This window comes from Microvirga vignae (assembly GCF_001017175.1).
Classification (GTDB): domain Bacteria; phylum Pseudomonadota; class Alphaproteobacteria; order Rhizobiales; family Beijerinckiaceae; genus Microvirga; species Microvirga vignae.
Map to the genome: position 1 here is coordinate 1 of NZ_LCYG01000013.1, position 3,598 is coordinate 3,598.

Annotated in this window: 4 protein-coding genes; all 4 read right to left on the reverse strand. The window is 60.5% G+C overall.

Going from position 1 to position 3,598, the window contains the following annotated elements; genetic code table 11:
• The coding region (locus tag AA309_RS03390; RefSeq protein WP_047187592.1) for a thiamine pyrophosphate-dependent enzyme at positions 1-617 on the reverse strand (617 nt) is incomplete at its 3' end.
• A 66-nt stretch (positions 618-683) separates the two neighbouring features.
• The gene (nuoF, locus tag AA309_RS03395) at positions 684-1,979 is read right to left on the reverse strand and encodes an NADH-quinone oxidoreductase subunit NuoF (protein WP_047187593.1); all 1,296 of its coding nucleotides are present in this window, start codon (positions 1,977-1,979) and stop codon (positions 684-686) included.
• Between the two features lie 72 nt (positions 1,980-2,051).
• Complete coding sequence (locus AA309_RS03400; protein WP_244470243.1) at positions 2,052-2,522, reverse strand: thiamine pyrophosphate-dependent enzyme; 471 nt, start codon at positions 2,520-2,522, stop codon at positions 2,052-2,054.
• A 48-nt stretch (positions 2,523-2,570) separates the two neighbouring features.
• The gene (locus tag AA309_RS03405; protein ID WP_047187595.1) at positions 2,571-3,506 is read right to left on the reverse strand and encodes an NADP-dependent oxidoreductase; all 936 of its coding nucleotides are present in this window, start codon (positions 3,504-3,506) and stop codon (positions 2,571-2,573) included.
• Positions 3,507-3,598: the final 92 nt, after the last annotated feature.

Below are 3,598 nucleotides of genomic sequence, written 5' to 3' on the forward strand. Positions count from 1 at the left end.
GACACGCCGCGCTTCGAGAAATCCGTCTGCGCCGAGGCGCGGCTCACCGCCGTGCCCATGGCGTAGCGGTTGTTCTCGATCACGTAGACGACAGGCAGCTTCCAGACAGCCGCCATGTTGAAGCTCTCGGAGACCTGGCCCTGGTTGGCCGCACCTTCGCCGAAATAGGTCAGACAGACATTGCCGTTCTCGCGGTAATGGTTCGCGAACGCGATGCCGGTGCCGAGCGACACCTGCGCACCGACGATGCCGTGGCCGCCATAGAAATGCTTCTCCTTGGAGAACATGTGCATGGAGCCGCCCTTGCCTTTCGACAGGCCGCCGCGGCGCCCGGTCAATTCGGCCATGACGCCCTTCGCATCCATGCCGCAGGCCAGCATGTGACCGTGATCACGATAGCCGGTGATCACCTGGTCGCCCTCTTTGGTGGCCATCTGCATGCCGACAACGACGGCCTCCTGGCCGATATAGAGATGGCAGAAGCCGCGGATGAGGCCCATGCCGTACATCTGGCCGGACTTCTCCTCGAAGCGCCGGATCAGCAGCATCTCGCGATACGCGTGCAACTCCTGATCCTTGGTAAATTTCTGCTGATCCTTATTAGATTTTGGTGCCATGATGGTCTCCGAACGTCTGGGGGCAGTTCAGCGTCATTGGATCGAGGCCTCCGACGAGGGGCCGAACTACTCCGCTGCGAGAGCTGGATGGTGCTCACGTTGGTATGATGCAATCCGCTCGAGCATCATTGGGCGAAAGTGGCGGATCAGCCCTTGCACGGGCCAGGCGGCAGCGTCGCCAAACGCGCAAATCGTATGGCCCTCCATCTGGCGCGTTACTCGCTCCAGCAAATCGATCTCATCCGGATCGCCACGGCCTTCGACCATCCGATACATGACCCGCATCACCCACCCTGTCCCTTCTCGACAGGGTCTGCACTGTCCGCAGCTTTCATGCTTGAAGAACGCGCTCAATCGAGCGATGGCAGCAATCAGGTCGGTCGACTTATCCATGACGACGATAGCCGCGGTGCCAAGTCCGCTTTTGACGTCGCGGAGGCTGTCGAAGTCCATCAGCAACGTATCGCACAGACTCTTCGGCACGAGCGGCATTGAACCACCTCCTGGGATGACCGCCAGAAGGTTGTCCCACCCTCCACGCACTCCACCGGCATAGGTGTCAATCAGTTCGCGCAAGGGTATGCTCATGGCTTCCTCGACATTGCACGGCCTGTTCACATGGCCGGAGATCGAGAATATCTTGGTGCCTGCGTTATTCGGCCGGCCAAGTCCTGCAAACCAGGCAGCCCCCCGTCGCAAGATCGTCGGCACTGCTGCAATGGTCTCGACGTTGTTCACCGTTGTCGGGCAGCCATACAGGCCGATCGACGCCGGAAACGGCGGCTTCATCCGGGGCATCGCCTTTTTTCCTTCGAGGCTCTCGAGGAGACCTGTCTCTTCCCCGGCAATGTAGGCGCCGGCGCCACGATGAAGGTGAAGATCAAAGTCCCACCCGGAACCACAGGCATTTCTGCCGATCAAACCAGCACGGTAGGCCTCGTCAATGGCATGCTGGAGATGAGAGGCTTCCTCGATAAACTCGCCTCGAACATAGATGTAGCAAGTATGCGCGCCGATAGCGAACGACGCGAGCAGGCAGCCTTCTATCAATTTGTGAGGATCACTGCGAAGGATTTCGCGGTCCTTGCAGGTTCCCGGCTCGGACTCGTCGGCATTGACAACGAGGTAGCTGGGCAGATGATCGGACGACTTCGGCATGAAGGACCATTTCAGTCCCGTTGCAAACCCCGCGCCGCCGCGGCCGCGGAGTCCCGACGCCTTGGTCTCATTGACAATCCAGTCCCGTCCCCGCGCAAGCAGAACTGACGTACCGTCCCAGTCGCCGCGCATCCGTGCACTGGCGAGCCGCCAATCGTGGAACCCATAGAGGTTGGTGAAAATCCGGTCCCTGTCGCTGAGCATAACCAGCTCTCCTCTTGTCGTGCGAAGTCACCATGAAGACGGAGCGTCCGTTCTAGTGCGATAGCAACCCGATTACTCAAGGGACTGCACCTCTATCGGCCGATAGTGTCCCGAGTTCCTCAAACAGAACGCGTGTACTCTCCATAGTCGATCGGCACCGAGACGAGGTAAACGCCGCCTGCGTCGATGGCGGCCACCATTGCGAGTGGGATCCTCCGTGGCTGTTACACGCCACCCTTTGGCGCCATAGGCGTCGGCATACTTGATAAAGTCCGGCTTGCGAAAGGTTAGTCTCAAGTCCGCAAACTGGTCGGCCACATGTTTCCAGCGGATCATGCCGCATGCCGAGTCCTCCAGGATCACGACGACCAAATGCAGCTTGAAAAGTGCCATTTCCAACATCTGTGAGCTTATCATCAAGCCGCCATCGCCACAAACCACGCGCACGCGGTGCAATAAGACCATCGCATCGGTGCGATCATCGCGCCGCCCGATTGAGGACCTTCGTTTTTCATATTCTTCTCCGGTGCCGCGCGACCGCATGCTTGCTGCGTGAGCTTCCCGGCCGCACAGCCCGCTGACCAAGAGTCGTCATTGGGTATCCACGGCGAGAACGATCTTTCCCTTCGGCGCAGGGCGAATGCCGTCCAGCATGAAATGAGCCTCGCGTGCATCCGCAAGGGAGATGACTGTGCCCACTCGTGTCCTCAGTTCGCCGCTGTCGATCAGGCCTGCAATCTCCGTCAGGTGCTGGGTTGTGACATTGACCAGAAAGAAGGTCGCTTCGACACCATGGTTCTTCGCAAGCACCTGATCGGGTTGGGACACGGCCGAAATCAGCTTGCCGCCGCGCCGCAGGACCTGGAACGAGCGCTGTTGCGTCTCACCGCCGACGAGATCGAGGACGGCGTCCACATTCCGGGAAGCGTCCTCGAAACGATCGGTCAGGAAGTCAACCACTGTGTCTGCGCCGAGCTCGCGCACGAATGCAACGCCGTCAGTGGCGGCCGTCACAATGGTCCGGATGCCGGCGCGGCGGGCGAGTTGCACCGCGTAGGCTCCCACATTGCCGGCTGCTCCGTGAATGAGCACCGTCTGGCCGGCCTTGAGCTGCGCCTGATCGAACAGCCCCTGCCAAGCCGTCACGGCAATGACAGGAACGGAGGCTGCTTCGATGTAATCAATCGAAGTCGGCTTTCGCGCGATCATCGCCGCCGACGCCAGCGCATATTCGGCGTAGGCCCCGATGAAGCGCGGGTTCGTGACACCATAAACCTGCTCTCCGACACGCAGGTCGGTGACATCGGGCCCGACGGCTTGGACCTCACCCGCCAGGTCTGAACCCAAGGTGAGGGGGAGGGGTTGGGGCAGAGCGCTCTTTCCAGCCCTGATCCAACCGTCCCACGGGCCAACCCCGGCGGCGTGCACTTTGACAAGGACTTCGCCGGGGCCGGGACTGGGCACAAGAACGCGCTCGAACTGCATGGTCTCCGGAGGGCCGAATTCATGCACACGCCAAGCCATCATGGATGACCGTGTTTGGTCCTGACTGGCGTCTTGGACGATGCCGTGTGTCGTCATCGGATGCTCCTTGCATCTGGCGTGCTCTGACAGATCTC

Excerpts from the sequence above, each read along its gene's own strand:
- AA309_RS03400 (WP_244470243.1), bottom strand. The coding sequence starts at position 2,522 with ATGCGGTCGCGCGGCACCGGAGAAGAATATGAAAAACGAAGGTCCTCA.
- nuoF (WP_047187593.1), bottom strand. The coding sequence starts at position 1,979 with ATGCTCAGCGACAGGGACCGGATTTTCACCAACCTCTATGGGTTCCAC.
- AA309_RS03405 (WP_047187595.1), bottom strand. The coding sequence starts at position 3,506 with ATGATGGCTTGGCGTGTGCATGAATTCGGCCCTCCGGAGACCATGCAG.